Here is an 18,922-nt window from a genome sequence, read left to right as displayed (position 1 = left end):
TTTAATTTAAATCTGTTTTATCCTCTTCAACACCACTTACTACTTTACTTTTTACAAAGGTAATTAATAATGGTATAGTTGTAATAAGTATAAAGCCAATAATAATATATAATAAATAATCGTTTATTTCTTTTTCAAATCTCCTGCCTAAAAAATAACCAAGCAAAGTTAAGGAACAGATCCAGAGTACCCCACCTACGATATTATATAAAGCAAATTTTTTAAAGTCTAGTTTTACAACCCCTGCAAAAATCGGAGCAAAAGTTCTAACAATCGGTACAAATCTGCCCATTATCAAAGCAAAGGCACCTTGTTTATGATAATAATCTTCTGCTGCCTTTAAATATCTCTTTTTAAAAAAGAAACTGTCTTTTCTGGTATACAATACCGGTCCGGTTTTACGTCCGAACCAATAACCTGTAAAATTTCCAGAAATGGCCGCTATACATAAACCAGCCAGGAGCACTGCAATGTTTACATCCAGTTTGCCTGTTGCCACAAACATTCCTGCTAAAAACAATAAATAATCACCAGGAAGGAAGAAGCCAAAAAACAGGCCTGTTTCTGCATAGATAACAAACACGACTAAATAGAATCCGCCCTCCCTCAATAATTTCTCGGGATCAAGCAGCTGATGCAGGTTATTCCAAAAATCGTGCATATTCAATTATTCGTAAAACTACAAATAATTATTAAACAACAGCATACCTATATCAGGTTTAAAATAATTGCAGGATAAATACCCAATACCAATGTTATGGCGACAGAAACCAACAACACCACTTTATATTGTGAAGGGGTTGAAAGTTCTGTTTCTGCACCGTCTTTAAACCACATGGCTACAATTACCCTGAAATAATAATAGAAGCCAACCAATGCATTTAAAATTGCAAATGCAACAAGCAGGGTCTTATATTCTGTCATTACATTCAGGAACATTAAATATTTTCCAATAAAGCCCGCTGTAAGCGGAATACCTGCCAATGAAAGCATGGCTACAGTTAAGCATAATGCAACTAACGGATTCCGTTTAGCCAGACCATTAAAGCTTTCGAAGCTATCGCTACCTGTTTTTTGTTTGACTAATATTAATACGGCAAAAGCGATAATTGATGCAAAAGTATAGGCTGCTGCATAAACCAATACGCTATTTCCGGAGTTTTTAGTGAGTACAATTAACGAAAACAACAGATAACCAGCATGCGAAATACTGGAGTATGCCAACATACGCTTGAAGTTCTTCTGGAACAGTGCAGTTACATTACCAATAAATAAAGTTAAACAAACTATTACGATCAGTGGTGCAACCCAAAAATCGTGGAGTGGTGCAAATGCATCAGCAAACAAGCGTAAAAATGCAGCGAAACCTGCAGTTTTAACCACCGTACTCATAAAAGTGGTGATCAAAGATGGTGAACCTTCATATACATCTGGCGTCCAGAAATGGAACGGCGCAGCACCAACCTTAAAGCTCAAACCAATCATCATCAGGATCACACCAGGATAAAATATTGGTGAAATCGCCTGATTATTTACCAGATAAGCTTGTATTTTATCTAAATCGAATGAACCTGCAGCACCATAAATTAGGGTGATTCCGAATAACAGGAAACCGGTAGAGAAGGCCCCCATCAGGAAATACTTTAACGAAGCTTCGTTAGAGGCAAAATCCTTTTTACGGATACCCGCCAAAATATACAAACTCACCGACATGATTTCAAGGCCTACAAATAACATGGCCATATTTTTATACGATACCATCATGATCATGCCCGCTAGTGCGAAAAGAATCAAGGTATAATATTCGGCAATGTTATCACTTTTGGCGTGGAAATAGTTTTGTGTTAATAAGAAGATTAACAGTGTACCTACGATACAAATCCCCGAAAATGCCAATGCAAAGTTATCGGTCTGCATCATTCCGAAATGAACAGCATTACCATTCCATGCTGAAAAAGTAAATCCTAATGCAGTAAGTAAGCCAACAACGGTAAGAGGTAGTAATGCTTTATTTGCCTTAAACAAACCTGCATAAAGCACTATAAAAGCTGTTATACTAATGGTTATTATAATATTCATTGCTTAATTTACTGTGTTTAGTTTTTGATTTACCTGTTCTAATAAATGTTGTACAGATGCCTCTGTCAAATGCAAAACCGGTTTCGGATAAACACCCAAAACAATAATTAATGCACATATGGTATAAAGAACCAATTTTTCGGTTCCTTTAATATCGGTAAAAGTGATGGTTAAGCTATTGGTTTGACCCAGCATCACCTGCTGATACATGCGTAACATGTAAACTGCTCCGAAAATAATGGTTAAACCCGCAATAGCAGCTGCCCAGATACCATAGTTGTAAACGCCCATCAGCAATAAAAACTCACCGATAAATCCGTTCGTTCCTGGTAAAGCTACTGTGCCTAAAACAATGATTAGAAAAGTAAGTGCCAACTGTGGTGCTACTTTTGCAATTCCACCTAACTCTTCAATCTTATTGGTTCTAACACGAGAGAAGATAATGTCTAAAACAAAGAATAAGCCCACTACATTAATACCATGGCTCAACATCTGCACCATTGCACCTTGCATGCCTTGTTGGTTAAAAGCGAAGATTCCCGCCGATATTAATCCAACGTGAGCAATAGATGAATAGGCAACTAAACGTTTTGCATCCTTTTGGGTAAAAGCAATCAGTGAAGCATAAACGATACCGATGATTGATAAAATAATAGCCACCTGGCCCCAATCATGAACGCCAGCCGGAACAATCGGCAGTAACCATCTAATGACACCATAAATACCCATTTTTAACATGATACCTGACAACAACATCGTTCCCTGTGTAGGTGCTGCAGTATAAGTATCAGGCTGCCAGGTATGGAACGGGAAAATTGGCATCTTGATCGCAAAAGCGATAAAGAAAGCCCAGAAAATCCATCCCTGTTGTGTACTATCTAAGTTTAAAGCATAAAAAGCCTGAATGTTAAAATTGTGCGCCGGATTCTGAAGATATAGGTAAATAATCCCCATTAGCATAAACAACGAACCTGCAATCGTATACACAAAAAACTTCATGTTGATCCGGATGCGGTCTTTTCCGCCCCAAATGGCACAGATAAAGTAGATCGGAATTAATGCGGCTTCCCATCCGATATAGAACAAAAAAGCATCCAATGCGGTAAATACCAATAGTAAGCCTGTTTGCATAAATAAAATCAGGGCATAAAATGCAGCCGGATTTTTATACTCATGGTTATAGCTTGATAAAATGATAACAGGTACCAGTAAATTGGTGAGTAACACCACCAGAAGGCTGATGCCATCAATACCTGCATGGAAATTAATACCCAGATCAGCAATCCATGGCAGGTTAACCTCAAACTGGGTACTTGCATCAGGAATGAAATTAAAGGCGATAACCAGAGCCAGCGCTAAAGAAACCACCGAAAAGAAGGTGGAAACGATTTTAGCAGACTTACCAGCAAGTGCCGTAATAATTGCACCTACAAGCGGTAAAAATATAAGTAGTAAAAGTTGTTCCATTATTTATTTTGAACCCTTTTTTATATGTAGAAAAATGTATACAATAGCAATGCGACGATACCGAATACCATCATAAATATATAGAAACCTACGTTTCCACTTTGCAATAAACGAATACCTTTACTGGCCTCATTTGTGCTCCATCCCAATCCATTTACAATTCCATCGATAAATTTATTGTCAATAACTCTATAAAAGAATTTAGATAGTGCATCCAGAGGTTTTGTGATGATGAAATCATAAATCTCATCCAGATAGAATTTGTTGTAGGATAGTTTTGCCAATGGTGAGCGTGGTGCTTCATCAGCAACAGGAACCCGTGCCCCTTTAACATATCTGGTATAAGCATACAACAAGGCTATTATAGCCGCTACCACTGAAACAGCCATTAACGAATATTCAGTTGAATGGCTGAGTTCCAATTCATGCTGTGCCACACCTGCGCCTGATAACCAATGTGCCAACCATTCATTTCCACCGAAAACATGGGGAAAATTAATTGCTCCACCAATTGCAGCTAAAATCGCTAAAATAATTAATGGCAAAGTCATTGCTGTTGGCGATTCGTGCACATGGCTTTCGTGATGATGTGTTCCACGGTATTTACCAGAGAAAGTTAAGAACATCATTCTGAACATGTAAAATGCTGTTAAAAATGCAGTTAAAACGCCAATTCCCCACAGTATCGGACTAGCCTGGAAAGCATGTGCCAAAATTTCATCTTTAGAGAAGAAACCCGAGAATGGTGGTAAACCTGCAATGGCAATGGTACCGATCATCATGGTTAAAAAAGTAACCGGAAGTTTCTTTCTCAAACCACCCATGTGGCGCATATCCTGTTCATGGTGCATGGCATGAATTACAGAACCTGCACCTAAAAATAATAATGCTTTAAAGAATGCGTGCGTTAATACATGGAAGAATGAACCTGTATAAGCACCAACGCCTAAACCTAAAAACATATATCCCAATTGCGATACCGTAGAGTAAGCCAATACCTTTTTAATATCGGTTTGCGTTAGGGCAATAATTGCGGCAACCAAAGCGGTTGCTGCACCTACAATGGAAATGATATGTTGAGTAAGTGGTGCAAGATCGAACAATATGCTCGAACGTGCAATCATATAAATACCGGCAGTTACCATTGTTGCAGCATGGATTAAAGCTGAAACCGGCGTTGGTCCGGCCATTGCATCAGGTAACCAGGTAAACAAAGGCAATTGAGCCGATTTACCACAGGCCCCGATAAACAATAAAATGGTAATTAAAACCAAAGTATCATTGCCAGGCAACATATTGGCAGCCTGAGGGAAAACTTTAGCAAATTCTACACTACCAAAAGTAGTGAATACTAAAAACACACCTAGTAAAAAGCCCAAATCGCCGATGCGGTTCATTACAAAAGCTTTTTTTGCTGCAGATGCATAAGCACTGTTGGTGTACCAGAAGCCAATGAGCAGGTAAGAGCATAAACCTACACCTTCCCAGCCGATAAACATCACGATATAGTTTGAACCCAATACCAACAAGAGCATGAAAAATACAAATAGATTAAGATAAGCAAAGAACTTACCAAATCCGGCATCATCGTGCATATAACTGGTGGAATATAAATGGATCAGAAAACCAATTCCAGTAATGATCAAAAGCATAATAGCACTTAGAGGATCAACCAGGAATGATAATGGAATGTGTAATGTGCCCGCACTAATCCAATCGAATAAAAATAATTCGTGAGATTTTTGTGTGCCGCCTTGTAAACTAAAGAAAATAACTATGCTGGTGATAAAGGAGGCTAAAATTACTCCGCTCCCGATGATCCCAACAAGTCCTTTAGATAAAGAGTTTCTGCCTAGCCCATTGATTACAAACCCTAAAAAAGGAAGTAACGGAACCAACCAAATCAATTGTTCTATTGTCATTCTTAATATATATTTACCACTTAAGGCGATTTAAAACATTAATATCTATCGATTTCGTATTTCTGTAAACCATTACGATGATGGCCAAGCCGACAGCAACCTCTGCAGCTGCCAGTGCCATAATGAAGAATACGAAAACTTGTCCGGATGGGTCATTGCTATGCACAGAGAAAGCGGTTAACAGCAGGTTAACGGCATTAAGCATCAGCTCAACCGACATAAAAATTACGATGGCATTTCTACGGGTAAGTACACCGATTACGCCAATAGAAAAAATAATGGCACTTAAATAGATGTAGTGGTTTAGCGGAACGCCCTGAAGTTGTGATGTTAAATTTTCCATTATGCTTCTACCTCATCTCTTTTAGATAATAAAACTGCTCCAACCATTGCTGCCAATAGTAATAGAGATGACAATTCGAATGGTAATAAGAATGGGCCAAAAAGCTCCTTACCTAGATTTTCTACCAATCCCAATCCCGAATTTTTCAACATCAACGGACTGGAGATACTTGCTGATTTTAAAGAACCAATTAAGGTAACCACCAAACAGCCACCGGCAATAACGCCAACAATTTTAAGCAGTGGTGATTTACTTGGCTCGGTCTCTTTATTCAGGTTGAGCAACATCAGTACAAATAAGAAAAGTACCATAATTGCTCCCATGTAAACGATAAAGTTTACCACTGCTAAAAACTGTGCATTTAGAAGTACATAGTGAACAGTGAAAGTAAAAAAGGTAAGGATTAAGTATAATACACTGTGGATCGGATTTTTGGCAAAAATCACCAGCAGCGAAAAGATGATACTTAATGTGGCTACGAAATAGAATACTTGTGTACTCATTAATTATTGTTTATTTATGTCTGTTCCATGGTTTGTGTCTCCACAAACCATTATTTATATTTTGTTTCGTGAAGACACGAACCGAGGCCTAATGGCATTTCTTGTTTAGTCCTTTCTACAGGCTGAGGATGACAATTATTATTTCTTCATTTCCAATGGCGCCTCTACCAGCTTATCTTTTCCGTAAATGAAATCTTTACGTAAATAATCAGCAGGTACAATCGGGCCATCTAAATAAATAGCCTCTTTTGGGCAGGCTTCTTCGCACAAACCACAGAAAATACAGCGCAACATATTGATTTCATATGTGGCTGCATATTTTTCTTCACGGTATAAATGTTTTTCTTCAGGCTTACGTTCAGCAGCAATCATGGTAATGGCTTCAGCCGGACAAGATAAAGCACATAAACCACAAGCCGTACAACGTTCTTTACCGTTCTCATCTCGTTTCAGCGAGTGCATTCCCCTAAAGTTGGTCGAGAATTCCCGTTCTACTTCAGGATATCTTACGGTAGCCTCTTTTTTAAATAAGTGACTGATGGTGATGCCCATGCCTTTGGCAATTGCCGGCAGGTACATGCGTTCCATAAAGCTCAAGGGCTTTTGTTCCAGTACTTTTTTCTTATTACTTAATGATTCCATAATTAAAACTTCTCAATAATCGCAATCACAACCCCTGTTATTATAATATTGGCAATAGCCAAAGGTATTAAGCCTTTCCAGCCTAAATTCATCAATTGATCGTAACGGAAACGAGGGATTGTCCAACGTACCCACATAAAGAAAAAGATGAAAAAGACTATTTTACCGAATAATGCAGCAACACCAATTATTGATGCCCAATTTTGCCCTAGATGGGCAACAGCTGAATCCATAAATGGATAATTAAAGCCTCCGAAATACAATGTAGCCATAACTGCGGATGACACAAACATATTGATATATTCGGCAAATAAATAAAAGCCTAATTTCATTGATGAATACTCAGTATGGTAACCACCGATTAACTCCGTTTCACATTCAGGTAAATCGAAAGGAGCCCGGTTGGTTTCAGCAAAAGAACAAACCATAAAGATTAAAAATCCTAGTGGCTGTTTGAAAAAATACCAGGTAAACCATCCATTTTCCCAAAAACCATGTTGTTTATCTACGATTTCTTTCAAACTCAAAGAGTTGGTAACCAACAGCAAAGCGATGATCGATAATCCCATTGCAATTTCATAACTGATATTCTGTGATGCTGCGCGAATGGCGCTTAGTAACGAATACTTATTGTTGGACGCCCAACCGCCAATCATTACACCATAAACCCCTAAAGAAACTACACCAAAGATGTATAAAACTCCTACGTTAATATCAGCAACCTGAAGTGGAACAATTTTACCCCCAATTTCAATTGGACTACCCCATGGAATTACAGCGGTACCAATGCAAGCACAAAGCAATGCTAAACCCGGACCAACAATAAATAACCACCTGTTAGATGATGCGGGAATAATTTCTTCCTTCATAAACATTTTAACACCATCGGCAAGTGGCTGTAAGATACCGAAGGGGCCAGCTCTATCCGGACCTAAACGATCTTGTAAATATGCAGCAACTTTACGCTCTGCATAAGTAGAATACATGGCAATAACTAAACTGATGCCGAAAATTACAGCTACCAGGATAAATTTTTCTATAACAAAAGCACTATCCATTAGTATTTAACTGTTTTATGTAGTTCAATTTCATTTGCAGCCTGTAAAGCCTCATTTGGCTGAATTACATGCAAAGGTTTTAATGTCTCGTAGTGGTTAGATGCAATTACCGAGGTATCATCAATGTGCGTTGGACGTTCAATTACCCAATCAGCAGTTGCTTTTTTATCGAAGCGGCAGGTATTGCAAATAAAGTCTTCTACTTCGCCAAACTGATCTTTACGCGCAGTAACACGCAAAACATCTGCTCCTTTATACCAAAGTGTTACCTTACCGCTACATTTTTCGTGATCGCAATCGCGGTGTGCATCAACAGGTTTGGTAAACCAAACGCGGTTTTTAAAACGGAAAGTTTTATCGGTTAAAGCACCAACCGGACAAACGTCGATTACGTTTCCTGAAAAATCGTTATCAACCGCCTGCTGGATGTAAGTAGAAATTTCTGAATGGTCGCCACGGTTTAAGATACCGTGAACACGCTTATTGGTAATCTGATCTGCAGTAAAAACACAACGGTAGCATAAAATGCAGCGGTTCATGTGCAACTGGATCTTATCTCCGATATCAATCCGTTCGAAAGTACGGCGCTCAAACTCATAACGTGTTTTTTGCAAACCATGTTCGTAACCCAAATTCTGCAGATCACATTCTCCTGCCTGATCACAAACCGGGCAATCTAAAGGATGGTTAATTAACAAGATCTCTACCACACCGGCACGTGCTTCCAAAACTTCTGGCGAAGTAATGTTAAGCACCTCCATCCCATCCATTACCGTGGTACGGCATGAAGCCACCAACTTTGGCATTGGACGCGGATCTTTTTCCGAACCTTTAGTCACTTTTACAATACAGGTACGGCATTTACCGCCACTGCCCTGTAATTTAGAATAATAGCACATTGCTGGCGGAACAATATCCCCTCCGATCTGCCTCGCAGCATTCAGAATGGTTGTTCCGTTATCAACCTCTACTGTTATCCCATCTATCGTAACCTTAACTTTTTCACTCATGGTTAATGATATTCTTTTTATTTCTTTATCTCGCCCTGGTTCGTGTCTCCACGAACTAATTATATTTATATTATTTCTCTTTCGAGATTTTATAACCAATTTCTTTTCTTGGCTCTGCTTTCTGTTCTAATAGCTCATCAAAATACCTGAAAATAACTTCAATATTTTTATCCTGATTATCTACCTTCTTTTTAATCTTTTCCACTTCTAATCTTAAATTCAGGTTCGAAGCTAACAATTCTCTAATCTGTGTAAATACCCTCACAATTTGGATATTTACTTCTACCGCTTTATCACTATTTAATACACTTGCCAGCATCACTGCACCATGCTCGGTAAAAACATATGGTAAAGTTGAAGAGAATTTTAGTTTATTTAAATGTTCAAATTGCAAAATAACAGCGTCTTTTTCCGCTTTTGTAACCTGAAACATAAAATCCTCTGGAAAACGTTTTATATTTCTCTTTACTTGTTCATTTAATCTCTTCGTAGTTACTCCATAAAGTTCGGCCAAGTCGCTGTCAACCATAACTTTCTTACCTCTCATTTCAATTATTTTGTTAAGGATAATTTCAGCAGGTATCTTTACGGATAACTTTTCTTCGCTCATATTCGTATGTTACATCTCTCAAAGGTGGTCGCAAATTGCGACCGGCTCTAAAATCAAAGTAATTAAACAAACTTCTAAGGTAGCAAATTGCGACCTTAAGATTTTATTTCTCTTCCGCTACCGGAGCTTTTTCAATTGGTGTTGCATAATCGGCAATACCATAATTTTGGCTCTGACTTTTTACCGGTTCTTTAATGTGCCATTCAAATTCATCCCTGAAATGACGGATTGCACTGGCAACCGGCCAGGCTGCCGCATCACCTAACGGACAAATGGTATTCCCCTCAATTTTACGTTGAATATCCCACAATAAATCTACATCTTCCATGGTTCCATGTCCATGTTCGATTTTGTGCAATACCTTTTCCATCCATCCTGTACCTTCACGACAAGGAGAACACTGTCCGCAACTTTCGTGATGATAAAAACGCGAGAAATTCCAGGTATTACGAACGATACACTGATCTTCATCAAAAGCGATAAAACCACCCGAACCTAACATGGTTCCGGTTGCAAATCCACCTTCTGATAATGATTCGTAACTCATTAAACGAGGCTCGCCGTTAGCTAATTTTAACGTGAGGTTAGCCGGCAAAACAGGTACAGAAGAACCGCCTGCAACCGTTGCTTTAAGGCGTTTACCATTGGCAATACCACCACAATATTCATCAGAGTAGATAAATTCCTCTACCGGTAAACCCAACTCTATTTCATAAACACCCGGTTTTACCAAATTGCCAGATGCTGATATTAATTTTGTCCCTGTACTTCTCCCAATACCAATTTTGGCATATTCATCGCCACCATCATTAATAATCGGCACTACTGCAGCAATAGATTCAACATTGTTTACTACGGTAGGGCAACCATATAAACCTGCAATGGCAGGAAAGGGTGGTTTAATGCGTGGATTACCCCTTTTTCCTTCAAGCGACTCTAATAAAGCAGTTTCTTCCCCGCAAATGTAGGCACCACCACCCGGTTGAACATATAATTCCAAATCGTAACCGGTTCCTAAAATGTTTTTACCCAGCCATCCGGCAGCTTTAGCTTCGGCAATTGCCTTTTCTAAAATGCGGATCTGAGGCATCATCTCGCCACGTACATAAATGTAAGATGTATTGGCTCCCAATGCGAAACTTGATACAATCATCCCCTCAATTAATGCATGGGGAATGTAGGTCATCAAATAACGGTCTTTAAAAGTTCCCGGCTCAGATTCGTCGGCGTTACACACCAAATAACGTGCAACCCCTTCTGGTTTAGCCAAAAAGCTCCATTTCATCCCTGTAGGGAAACCCGCACCTCCGCGACCGCGTAGACCTGATTTTTTAACCTCTTCTACAATCTCTTCTGGTGTTAAGGTTTTGAGGGCTTTTTCCACGGCACGGTACCCACCTTTCTGGCGATAGACTTCAAGTGTATTGATGCCCGGTACGTTTATATGCTCAAGTAACAGTTTTCGAGACATTTTAGTTAGTCTATAGTCTGCAGTCTATAGTCCATCGTCCTGAATCAAACCGACTCACGACTTAGACTCTCGACCTAGGACTTATTTTTCAAATCTTCAATCAATTTATCTACACTTTCTGTAGTTAAGTTTTCATAGAAAGTATACTCCGGGCTAATCTGCAACACCGGTCCATAACCACAGGCGGCCAAACATTCAACCCCTCTAAAGCTGAATAAACCATCGGCGGTAACTTCACCTTCTTTAACGCCTAATTTGTTTTCCAGGTGGCTTAATATTTTTTCGGCACCTACCAGGCAACACGGGCCAGTACGGCAAACCTCCAAGGCATATTTACCCTGTGGTTTTAAAAAGTACATGGTATAAAATGTAGCTACCTCGTAAACTTCAATCGGCTGAATGTTTAAATATTCAGCAACCTGATCCATGGCAGAAGTAGGCACCCACAGAAACTCAGCTTGTACCAAATGTAATAATGGCAATAAGGCTGATTTTTGTTTTCCTTCTGGATAACGGCTTTTTACTTCATCAAATTTGGCCAGCAACTCTGATGAAAACACTACAGGTGTTTGTTCTTCTACTTTAAGCATCTAATTCTCCTGCAATAATATTCATACTACTCATGTTGATAATGGCGTCAGACAACAACATGCCTTCGCTCATCGGTGCAAACATCTGGTAGTTTATAAAACTTGGTCTGCGGAAGTGTAAACGGTATGGGGTACGGCCTCCATCGTTAATTAGATAAAATCCCAATTCACCATTCCCGCCTTCTACAGCGTGATAAACTTCTGCTTTTGGCGCATCAATCTCACCCATCACAATTTTAAAGTGATAGATTAATGCTTCCATATTATTGTAAACCTCCTGCTTTGGAGGAAGGTAAAATTCAGGAACATCGGCATGGAAAATACCTTTGGGCTCTGTTTTTAACTTCACAACAGCTTGTTCAATAATGCGGACACTTTGCCACATCTCTTCATTACGTACCAAATATCTGTCGTAGATATCACCACTTGTACCAACAGGTACTTCAAAATCGAAATCCTGATAAGAAGAATAGGGATCGCTTACACGCACATCGTAATCTACTCCTGTTGCACGCAATAGTGGGCCGGTCCAACTGTATTCTAAAGCTGTTTCTTTACTTACTTCTGCAACACCTGCTGTTCTGTCAATAAAAATACGGTTACGGGTTAAAAGATTTTCGAATTCTTTTAATGCTTTCGGAAATTCTTTTAAAAATTTATCGATTTTGGCGAAAGCGATATCATTGAAATCTCTTTCAAAACCACCTATACGTCCAATATTGGTGGTTAAACGTGCACCACACACTTCTTCGAAGATTTCGTAGATATGCTCACGGAACTGAAAAAGATATAAGAAAGTGGTGGTAGCACCTGTATCCTGACCAATAATCGTATTACAGATAATGTGGTCGGCAATACGCGAAAGTTCCATAATGATTACCCGAAGATAATCTACACGTTTTGGTGTCTGAATATTTAACAACTTCTCCACCGTCATATGCCAGCCCATATTATTAATAGGTGAAGAGCAATAATTTAAACGGTCGGTAAGTGGTGTAATTTGATAAAACGGGCGATGCTCGGCAATCTTTTCGAAAGCACGGTGTATGTACCCAATAGTGGAAACGCCGCTTACAATACGTTCGCCGTCTAACTGCAGAACATTTTGAAAAACACCGTGGGTTGCAGGGTGTGTGGGTCCTAAGTTTAGGGTTACCAGCTCACTTTGCGGGTCGTTATCTGTAAATACCGGATGGTTATGATTCATAGTTTACCTTCCAAAAAATTCATCTTTTTTATCTACCCTGTTCGGATCTTCCAATGGATATTGTTTGAGCATAGGATGAACACCTAAATCATCCATATTTAAAATACGGCGTAGATCGGGGTGACCTTCAAATTTAACCCCAAACAGATCATAAGTTTCACGCTCCATCCAGTTGGCTCCTTTCCAAACTGTTGTTGCTGTAGGGATAGTTGGGTTTTGTTCTGAAATGAATACCTTAATTCTGATCCTTACTTTTTCAACCATGTTATGCAAGTGGTAAACCACCGCGATACCATGATCTTTACCAGGATAATGAACAGCCGTAATATCAGTAAGGAAATTGAATTTTAATTCCTCTTTAAGATGCGAAAGCACATTTACGATAACATCTTTGTAGGTTACAAAAGTTAACAGACCATAAGGCTCAGAAACGGCAGTAACCTTTTCGCCAAACTTTTCAGTCAGTTTAACGTGTATTCCGTTATTTAGTGTCGTTTCTTCCATTATTTAATGCCGTATTGACCTAAAAGTTCTTTATAATAATCGGAATTTCTTCTTCTGCCTGACTCGTTCTTCACTAAATCCTGAATACGCTGAAAACCATCTAAAATAGCTTCTGGTCTTGGCGGGCATCCCGGAACATAAACATCCACCGGTATCACTTCATCAATACCCTGTAATACGGAATAAGTGTCGAAAATACCACCACTACTCGCACAGGCACCAACAGCCATTACCCAACGGGGCTCTGCCATCTGGATATAAACCTGTTTTAATACCGGGGCCATTTTTTTTGCGATGGTACCCATCACCATCAAAACATCTGCCTGACGGGGAGAGAAGCTTAAACGCTCTGCACCAAAACGACCCAAATCATAGTGAGAACCCATGGTCGCCATAAACTCGATCCCACAACAAGAAGTTGCGAAAGGTAAAGGCCATAATGAATTTGACCGGGCCAAACCAATCACTTTATCAAGAGAAGTGGCAAAATAGCCAGGTCCTTCGGTTCCTGGAGGCGCATCAACTATATTAATTTCACTCATGTTTATAAACAAAAAATGCTCATCCCTTTAAAGAATGAGCAACAAATTTACAATATTTTAAAGGCAAAAAAGCTAGCTTTACTTGATTTAGAACCTTTCTAAATAAAAAAACCGCCATGAGTTAGTGTAAGTGATACACATTCAGTTTGCAGTTGGGAATTTTCTGTTTACGGTTGATAAACTCCTGTATAAATCAATGCCATTGCAAACTAATAACTGCTAACTCACTAGTTCCAGTCTAAAACTTTTTTCTTGATTACGTAAATAAAACCAAGCAATAACGTACCCATAAAAATGAACATTTCAATCATTCCGTCCATTTTTAACGCACGGAAATTCACTGCCCAGGGATACATAAAGATAACCTCTACATCAAATAACACAAAGAGTATAGCTACTACGAAATATTTGATGGAGAAAGGCTGGCGGGCATTACCTACCGATTTTATACCTGCTTCAAAAGTTTCCAGTTTATCGCTGGTTTTACGCTTTGGTCCTAAAACATGTGTGGCTACTAAAGTAGTAACTACAAAACCTAAAGCAACAATTACCTGAAATATAATTGGTAAAAAATCTATAGCCGAACTTTGCGCTTGCATAATTTTTATTTTTGTGATGCAAAAGTAAAAGAAAAAGGCAGAGTAACCAAACTCTGCCTTTTCTAAATTATTTAACTTACTAATTATTTGCCTTTACCTTTTGCTTTTGAAGCCGCAGCAGGTGATTGCAATTCTTTAAGCTTTGCTGATGCGAAAGGACCTTGTGGATCCAGTGCTATACTTTTGTTTAAAAAGTCGATGGCTTTCGCTTTATCTTTATCGGCATAATATGCACCAAGATAATCATAAGCTTCTACAAGGTTTGTTTTATTAGTAGCCTGTTCTTCTGGTTTAACTAAACTAATATATTTTTCAAACAATGGAATTGAAGCATATTTCGGGTTCGCTTTATCTTCTAAAAGATTGGCAATCCTCGCTCTTGTAAAATAACCTAATGCAAAGTCAGGAGAAACTTTATTTAGGTGGCTCAATGCCGAGTCAGCCTCAACTAAAGCTGCAGTATTTAAAGGTTTTTTCTCTCTTTGCGCAAAATATCCTTCCAGGAACCTGGTTTGACCGATATAATAGTAATTGGTTAATGAACCTTTACCATTTGGATTATATTTAGTTGCTAAAGTGTAAATTTCTGCCGCCTTGCCATATTTCTTAGCTTTATACAAGGCTAAACCAGCCTCAGCTAAGGCATCAGCATTTGTTGAATCGATTTTAGCTGCTTCAATTATATTCAGTACACCTAAACTATCCTGTCCAGCCTTTAACTGAGCTTTACCTAAATAAAGGTAATCGTTACCTAAAATTTTAGATTTATCTTTCTCTTTAGCAAAAAACTCCGTCAAACTGGCTAATGCCTGAGGGTAGTTACCATTCTCATAAGCTGCCCAACCTTTCATCCTGGCAACAACGTTACCTTTAGGGTCATTTGCAGGAACCTGTAAAGAAGAAGCTACTTGCTCTAATGTTTTATAATCTTTCGCATAAAACAAGAATTGAGCATAACGTAACTGAGATTCTAAAGATTTATCGGTTAAATCCATGTATTTTTTGTAATTCTCAATTGCTTTTGCTGCTTTTTCTTTATCAACACCAAAGCTACTCCACTGTAAGTATAATTCACCTAACTCACGGTAGGCAGGACCATAATTTGGATCGGCTGCAATTACATCTTGTAATTCTTTTTCTCCTTCCGGAAAAGCCCTCGATTCTTTATACATTTTACCGATCTGCGTTTTAGCCCTTCTGTTGTTCGGATCAACATCATTTACACGCATGTATGGTCCCAATGCTTCAGAGTTTTTCTTTTGCAAAGCATAAGCATCACCTTGCGCCAGGAACACCTCGGCATCTTTATCTTTCGAATCCAACTCATCAGCTTTGGTAATATTGGCTAAAGCATTGGTAAAGTCGGGTTTCGATACATCGTCACTTGGTTTATCCTGTGCTAAATAAGCTTTACCGATATACAAATAAGTTTTGTAATCTTTGGGAGCCAATGCTACAGCTTTATCAAAATTAGTCTTTGCAGATGTTGGATTGTTAGATAATATATCCGCCTCTCCTAAGCCAATTAAGTTTAAGTTGTTTTTAGGATCAGCTGTAAGCCCTTTGGTAAATACAGCTCTGGCAGAGTCGATATAACCGGTTTTTAAGTAAACCAAACCAAGATTGTAATAATTATCACCTTCTGAAGCTTTTGAACTCACCAACGATTTAAGTATTGATGATGCTTTTTGATACTGCTCCGCGTCGATGGCTTTTTTCGCGTCATTTAAATCTTGAGCAAAAACTGCAGAACCCATCAACACCAAACCTACATTTAAGGTTATTGCTTTCTTTAAAATTTTCATCGGATATCCTGTTTTTTTATTAATAAAAATGAAGTGTCTCTTTAGATTACTTCGTGGTTCAATTTATAATTTTTAATTTAATTTCCTTTGGTCAGGTTAATTTGTCTCGGCATTAATTTATGTGGACCAAGTCCAGATTTAAGTACGATCAATTGCCCTCTCTGACTTCTTAACCATGTTGCAAATCCTGTGCCTAAACCGTCTCTTCCCTCGCAATCAATAATATTTATATTTCTTAAGAAAGGATAGACACCATTTATCAGGTTATCCTGAGTTGGTTTATAGAATTGATCGTCCCCTACCTTACCTTTCACATTCTTCACCCCCAATATCTTTACCTGGGAAAGGTATTTGCTCATCTCTGCATCTTTGTCCGTGATCCAATTCACGCCCAAAATACCAATAAAATTTTTATCTTCTGCAATAAATTTAATTACTTCTTTGCTAGAATTTTTTGAGTAAACACCTGTAGCGGGAAATTGGCTGATATGGGCCAACTCTTTAAAATACTGAAAGGTACTTGAATAAGCGTTATCAAAAACCAATTTTTTATCCGATTTCTTCTCCTGTAAGATGTCAATTACCTCTTTAACGGTAATTGTACTGTCGATATTGCCTTTATTGGTAATTAAAGCAATTCCATCAATGGCAAAACGCGAGGTATTGATTTTGATATGACGTTGATTATAATATTTTTCTTCTGCTTTGGTTAATAATCTTGGTAAAACAATTACCCTTACACTATCATTCAAGAATGCAGGCAATAATTTTTCTTCAGGTTCAACTGTAGCCTGAAATCTGGCATCGGGATAATCTAAACTGAAAATATCGATCTGATTCTGAACAATTGGCCCAACACTTTCATCAACCAATATTTTTAATGTGCCACTTGTTCTGGTTTCTTTAACCACAACTGCTTTATTCTTGCGTTTACAGGATAAGAATAAAGCCAGTACACAAAATATTAAAAGGATTTTTTTCATTAAATGATTAGTCGCGCCTACCAAGGCTTAAAAGTCGTACAAAAGCATAAATAATGAGGAAGATACCAATTGTAATACGCCCCCATTCCGGAATAGCACTTAACCGAAGTGCAATAGGTTTATAAAATATAAATGCGACACCCAATATCACATAAAAGATGAACATGATTAGGCCTAAAATGAGCAAAAACCGCTGTTTAGGCGATTTTTGCTTAAAGATATCGAAATTTAACATTTACGACTAGTTCAATGTAAAGTTAACGTTGATGTTATATTTTACCCTTACCGGCTTACCATTCTGGATACCTGGGTTCCAACGCGGACTTGCTTTCAATACACGGATGGCTTCTTCATCTGTTCCGCTACCCAAACCACGGGTAACAGTGATATCAGTTAGTTTACCATCTTTTTCCACAACGAAAGATAAAAATACTTTACCCTGAACGTTGTTTTCTTGTGCCATTGGCGGGTATTTTATTGCTCTACCTAAGTATGCATAAAATTTAGAAATACCCCCCGGGAATTCTGGTTGCTTTTCGATACTCACAAAGTCGTAAACTTTATTGTCATCAACCGCAACAGCAGCTTCTCTTTTTGGTCCTTCTCCTACTGGTTCAGCGATATTAATCTCCGCTGTCGGATCCCCTTTGATATCTCTCTGACCTGGATCAGCTTCTTTCAATTTTTCAACTGTAGGTGGTTCATCACGAACCTCGATATCAGGTTTTACAATTGGAGGTGGCATTTTCACCTGGTCAACCTTTGGTGGCGGTGGCTCTACCGGTGGCGGTGGAGGTGTTTCCGGGTTTACCGGCGGTGGTGGAGCTAAAATCACTTCCTGCGCTTTTACCTGTTCTTCCGGCTGATCCATAGAGCCTTTAATAAGGCTATAGATTTTTGGTGAGAAAAATAAAATAAGGAAGATAATAGATCCAATAATTAAGGCTCTTGTAGTATTAGCACCATTGGTTTTACGCAATTGGTACGCACCATAGCTTTTGTTTTTATCTTCAAAAACCACTTCAAGCCATTCTTTTCTGAATATATCTAACTTCGACATAAAATTGGTTTTATTTGATTATAAAATTCCCTTTTCTTTCATGAACTGCTTCTCATTGTCAAGGATATTATCATCATCAATCTGACGAACCTTTACTTTAAGAATTTCCAACTCATCCATAATATCAACAAAGTTCTGAAAGGTAGAGCCCGATGTTGGTTTTACCAGAACAACAAAGTCGCCTGCAACACCTGAAGCATCAGCTGTTTTTCTATTTTTGATAATAGCATCCTCAATCTGCGAACCTGATTCGATTGTTGGTGCGCTTTCGCCAGCTACTCCCATGTACCACGCTACTTTATTGTTTTTACCCAATAATATGGTCATCGTTTTACTCGCTTTCAGCTCTAATCTATTTTCAGGTAACTTCTCGTTTTTATCCGGCTTTGCAATATCCATCGCTTGTGGCGTAGAGATTACTGTTGTTAAGATAAAGAAAGTTACCAAAAGAAACATTAGATCCACCATTGGGGTCATATCAACCCTTGGCGTGGCTTTCTTCCCGCCCGTGTTTAATTCTGCCATTT

At 38.5% G+C, this 18,922-nt stretch carries 20 protein-coding genes; all 20 read right to left on the bottom strand.

Annotated elements, in window-relative coordinates; all coding sequences use genetic code 11:
* Position 1: 1 nt before the first annotated feature.
* The 20 genes from ACK1I8_RS20630 to ACK1I8_RS20535 all read right to left on the bottom strand — a co-directional run bounded on the left by ACK1I8_RS20630 (position 2) and on the right by ACK1I8_RS20535 (position 18,920).
* Positions 2-661 (bottom strand): DedA family protein, encoded by a 660-nt coding sequence (locus ACK1I8_RS20630; RefSeq protein ID WP_412467137.1) that lies wholly within the window; start codon positions 659-661, stop codon positions 2-4.
* A gap of 47 nt (positions 662-708) precedes the next feature.
* Complete coding sequence (locus ACK1I8_RS20625) at positions 709-2,079, bottom strand: NADH-quinone oxidoreductase subunit N (protein ID WP_412467136.1); 1,371 nt, start codon at positions 2,077-2,079, stop codon at positions 709-711.
* A gap of 3 nt (positions 2,080-2,082) precedes the next feature.
* A complete protein-coding gene (locus ACK1I8_RS20620) occupies positions 2,083-3,546 on the bottom strand; it encodes a complex I subunit 4 family protein (protein WP_412467135.1) in 1,464 nt (487 codons plus the stop codon).
* Between the two features lie 20 nt (positions 3,547-3,566).
* Positions 3,567-5,462, bottom strand: coding sequence for an NADH-quinone oxidoreductase subunit L (gene nuoL / locus ACK1I8_RS20615; protein WP_412469397.1), 1,896 nt, complete (start codon positions 5,460-5,462; stop codon positions 3,567-3,569).
* Between the two features lie 19 nt (positions 5,463-5,481).
* Positions 5,482-5,811: an NADH-quinone oxidoreductase subunit NuoK gene (nuoK, locus tag ACK1I8_RS20610; RefSeq protein WP_055908793.1), complete on the bottom strand. Its 330-nt coding sequence runs from the start codon at positions 5,809-5,811 to the stop codon at positions 5,482-5,484.
* Positions 5,811-6,314 (bottom strand): NADH-quinone oxidoreductase subunit J, encoded by a 504-nt coding sequence (locus tag ACK1I8_RS20605; RefSeq protein ID WP_412467134.1) that lies wholly within the window; start codon positions 6,312-6,314, stop codon positions 5,811-5,813. Before ACK1I8_RS20605 ends, nuoK begins: the two co-directional genes overlap by 1 nt.
* A gap of 138 nt (positions 6,315-6,452) precedes the next feature.
* Positions 6,453-6,956 (bottom strand): NuoI/complex I 23 kDa subunit family protein, encoded by a 504-nt coding sequence (locus ACK1I8_RS20600; RefSeq protein ID WP_090504254.1) that lies wholly within the window; start codon positions 6,954-6,956, stop codon positions 6,453-6,455.
* Between the two features lie 2 nt (positions 6,957-6,958).
* On the bottom strand, positions 6,959-8,014 hold the full coding sequence (gene nuoH / locus ACK1I8_RS20595; protein WP_412467133.1) for an NADH-quinone oxidoreductase subunit NuoH: 1,056 nt from the start codon (positions 8,012-8,014) through the stop codon (positions 6,959-6,961).
* Positions 8,014-9,024 (bottom strand): 2Fe-2S iron-sulfur cluster-binding protein, encoded by a 1,011-nt coding sequence (locus ACK1I8_RS20590; RefSeq protein WP_090984390.1) that lies wholly within the window; start codon positions 9,022-9,024, stop codon positions 8,014-8,016. Before ACK1I8_RS20590 ends, nuoH begins: the two co-directional genes overlap by 1 nt.
* A gap of 70 nt (positions 9,025-9,094) precedes the next feature.
* Positions 9,095-9,634, bottom strand: a complete 540-nt coding sequence (locus ACK1I8_RS20585; protein WP_412467132.1) for an ORF6N domain-containing protein — start codon at positions 9,632-9,634, stop codon at positions 9,095-9,097.
* A gap of 103 nt (positions 9,635-9,737) precedes the next feature.
* Entirely contained in the window at positions 9,738-11,105 is a 1,368-nt protein-coding gene (gene nuoF, locus ACK1I8_RS20580; RefSeq protein WP_293787520.1) for an NADH-quinone oxidoreductase subunit NuoF, read from the bottom strand.
* 74 nt (positions 11,106-11,179) lie between these two features.
* Positions 11,180-11,695, bottom strand: a complete 516-nt coding sequence (gene nuoE / locus ACK1I8_RS20575) for a complex I 24 kDa subunit family protein (protein ID WP_293787518.1) — start codon at positions 11,693-11,695, stop codon at positions 11,180-11,182.
* Positions 11,688-12,902 (bottom strand): NADH-quinone oxidoreductase subunit D, encoded by a 1,215-nt coding sequence (locus ACK1I8_RS20570; RefSeq protein ID WP_412467131.1) that lies wholly within the window; start codon positions 12,900-12,902, stop codon positions 11,688-11,690. The genes nuoE and ACK1I8_RS20570 overlap by 8 nt, the downstream gene beginning before the upstream one ends.
* 3 nt (positions 12,903-12,905) lie before the next feature.
* Positions 12,906-13,406, bottom strand: coding sequence for an NADH-quinone oxidoreductase subunit C (locus ACK1I8_RS20565; RefSeq protein WP_412467130.1), 501 nt, complete (start codon positions 13,404-13,406; stop codon positions 12,906-12,908).
* The gene (locus ACK1I8_RS20560) at positions 13,406-13,948 is read right to left on the bottom strand and encodes an NADH-quinone oxidoreductase subunit B (protein WP_039472971.1); all 543 of its coding nucleotides are present in this window, start codon (positions 13,946-13,948) and stop codon (positions 13,406-13,408) included. Before ACK1I8_RS20560 ends, ACK1I8_RS20565 begins: the two co-directional genes overlap by 1 nt.
* A gap of 227 nt (positions 13,949-14,175) precedes the next feature.
* On the bottom strand, positions 14,176-14,547 hold the full coding sequence (locus tag ACK1I8_RS20555; protein WP_412467129.1) for an NADH-quinone oxidoreductase subunit A: 372 nt from the start codon (positions 14,545-14,547) through the stop codon (positions 14,176-14,178).
* Between the two features lie 83 nt (positions 14,548-14,630).
* Positions 14,631-16,352, bottom strand: a complete 1,722-nt coding sequence (locus tag ACK1I8_RS20550; protein ID WP_412467128.1) for a hypothetical protein — start codon at positions 16,350-16,352, stop codon at positions 14,631-14,633.
* 77 nt (positions 16,353-16,429) lie between these two features.
* Positions 16,430-17,335: a PstS family phosphate ABC transporter substrate-binding protein gene (locus tag ACK1I8_RS20545; RefSeq protein ID WP_412467127.1), complete on the bottom strand. Its 906-nt coding sequence runs from the start codon at positions 17,333-17,335 to the stop codon at positions 16,430-16,432.
* Between the two features lie 241 nt (positions 17,336-17,576).
* The gene (locus ACK1I8_RS20540) at positions 17,577-18,395 is read right to left on the bottom strand and encodes an energy transducer TonB (protein WP_412467126.1); all 819 of its coding nucleotides are present in this window, start codon (positions 18,393-18,395) and stop codon (positions 17,577-17,579) included.
* An 18-nt stretch (positions 18,396-18,413) separates the two neighbouring features.
* On the bottom strand, positions 18,414-18,920 hold the full coding sequence (locus tag ACK1I8_RS20535) for an ExbD/TolR family protein (RefSeq protein ID WP_412467125.1): 507 nt from the start codon (positions 18,918-18,920) through the stop codon (positions 18,414-18,416).
* Positions 18,921-18,922: the final 2 nt, after the last annotated feature.

This window comes from Pedobacter sp. KLB.chiD (assembly GCF_047040275.1).
Lineage (GTDB): Bacteria > Bacteroidota > Bacteroidia > Sphingobacteriales > Sphingobacteriaceae > Pedobacter.
This window is presented reverse-complemented; position numbering and strand designations above follow the sequence as displayed.

What these genes read in the sequence shown, in the direction of transcription:
- ACK1I8_RS20545 (WP_412467127.1), bottom strand. Translation starts at nt 17,335, where the DNA reads ATGAAAAAAATCCTTTTAATATTTTGTGTACTGGCTTTATTCTTATCC.
- nuoK (WP_055908793.1), bottom strand. Translation starts at nt 5,811, where the DNA reads ATGGAAAATTTAACATCACAACTTCAGGGCGTTCCGCTAAACCACTAC.
- ACK1I8_RS20625 (WP_412467136.1), bottom strand. Translation starts at nt 2,079, where the DNA reads ATGAATATTATAATAACCATTAGTATAACAGCTTTTATAGTGCTTTAT.
- ACK1I8_RS20540 (WP_412467126.1), bottom strand. Translation starts at nt 18,395, where the DNA reads ATGTCGAAGTTAGATATATTCAGAAAAGAATGGCTTGAAGTGGTTTTT.
- ACK1I8_RS20620 (WP_412467135.1), bottom strand. Translation starts at nt 3,546, where the DNA reads ATGGAACAACTTTTACTACTTATATTTTTACCGCTTGTAGGTGCAATT.
- nuoE (WP_293787518.1), bottom strand. Translation starts at nt 11,695, where the DNA reads ATGCTTAAAGTAGAAGAACAAACACCTGTAGTGTTTTCATCAGAGTTG.
- ACK1I8_RS20605 (WP_412467134.1), bottom strand. Translation starts at nt 6,314, where the DNA reads ATGAGTACACAAGTATTCTATTTCGTAGCCACATTAAGTATCATCTTT.
- ACK1I8_RS20585 (WP_412467132.1), bottom strand. Translation starts at nt 9,634, where the DNA reads ATGAGCGAAGAAAAGTTATCCGTAAAGATACCTGCTGAAATTATCCTT.
- ACK1I8_RS20550 (WP_412467128.1), bottom strand. Translation starts at nt 16,352, where the DNA reads ATGAAAATTTTAAAGAAAGCAATAACCTTAAATGTAGGTTTGGTGTTG.
- ACK1I8_RS20630 (WP_412467137.1), bottom strand. Translation starts at nt 661, where the DNA reads ATGCACGATTTTTGGAATAACCTGCATCAGCTGCTTGATCCCGAGAAA.
- ACK1I8_RS20565 (WP_412467130.1), bottom strand. Translation starts at nt 13,406, where the DNA reads ATGGAAGAAACGACACTAAATAACGGAATACACGTTAAACTGACTGAA.
- ACK1I8_RS20570 (WP_412467131.1), bottom strand. Translation starts at nt 12,902, where the DNA reads ATGAATCATAACCATCCGGTATTTACAGATAACGACCCGCAAAGTGAG.
- ACK1I8_RS20555 (WP_412467129.1), bottom strand. Translation starts at nt 14,547, where the DNA reads ATGCAAGCGCAAAGTTCGGCTATAGATTTTTTACCAATTATATTTCAG.
- nuoH (WP_412467133.1), bottom strand. Translation starts at nt 8,014, where the DNA reads ATGGATAGTGCTTTTGTTATAGAAAAATTTATCCTGGTAGCTGTAATT.
- ACK1I8_RS20535 (WP_412467125.1), bottom strand. Translation starts at nt 18,920, where the DNA reads ATGGCAGAATTAAACACGGGCGGGAAGAAAGCCACGCCAAGGGTTGAT.
- ACK1I8_RS20590 (WP_090984390.1), bottom strand. Translation starts at nt 9,024, where the DNA reads ATGAGTGAAAAAGTTAAGGTTACGATAGATGGGATAACAGTAGAGGTT.
- nuoF (WP_293787520.1), bottom strand. Translation starts at nt 11,105, where the DNA reads ATGTCTCGAAAACTGTTACTTGAGCATATAAACGTACCGGGCATCAAT.
- ACK1I8_RS20600 (WP_090504254.1), bottom strand. Translation starts at nt 6,956, where the DNA reads ATGGAATCATTAAGTAATAAGAAAAAAGTACTGGAACAAAAGCCCTTG.
- ACK1I8_RS20560 (WP_039472971.1), bottom strand. Translation starts at nt 13,948, where the DNA reads ATGAGTGAAATTAATATAGTTGATGCGCCTCCAGGAACCGAAGGACCT.